The 511-nt window shown below is 46.6% G+C and carries 2 pseudogenes; both read left to right on the plus strand.

The window, feature by feature from the left end:
- Positions 1-306: pseudogene (locus R8O10_RS27670) on the plus strand (phospholipid ABC transporter ATP-binding protein MlaF); the annotation flags it as partial.
- Positions 296-511, plus strand: a pseudogene (locus tag R8O10_RS27675) (ABC transporter permease); the annotation flags it as partial. The pseudogenes R8O10_RS27670 and R8O10_RS27675, both read left to right, overlap by 11 nt.

A 511-nucleotide genomic window follows, 5' to 3' on the forward strand; every position in this document is an offset into this window, starting at 1 on the left:
GATGAACCATTTGTGGGACAAGATCCAATTACCATGGGTGTTTTGGTTGAGTTGATCAAAGACTTAAACCAAGCTCTAGGCCTTACGTCTATTGTGGTATCACACGATGTACCGGAGGTCATGAGTATTGCTGATTGGGTTTACCTACTAGCAGATGGCAAGATCATCGCGTTTGGCACGCCAGAGGAGTTGAGTCAAAACCCAGACCCGCGAGTGCAGCAGTTCTTACAAGGTGATGCAGATGGGCCTGTGCCGTTTCGTTTTCCTGCGCAAAGTATCGAAAAGGATCTATTTGATGGTCGCTAGCTTTATTCAATTTGTCGCTTCATTAGGAAAACGCACACTCGCCATCTGTGAAGCTTTTGGCCGTGCAACCTTGATGCTTGTTGGCGCTATCTTCTCTAAGCCTCAACCCTCTAAAAGTTTTCCTCTACTCATCAAACAGTTGTATTCCGTTGGCGTGCAATCACTGGCTATCATCGTAGTCTCCGGTTTGTTCATCGGCATGGTT

It is taken from the genome of Vibrio sp. 1727, from assembly GCF_033344415.1.
In the GTDB taxonomy this organism is placed as follows: domain Bacteria; phylum Pseudomonadota; class Gammaproteobacteria; order Enterobacterales; family Vibrionaceae; genus Vibrio; species Vibrio alginolyticus.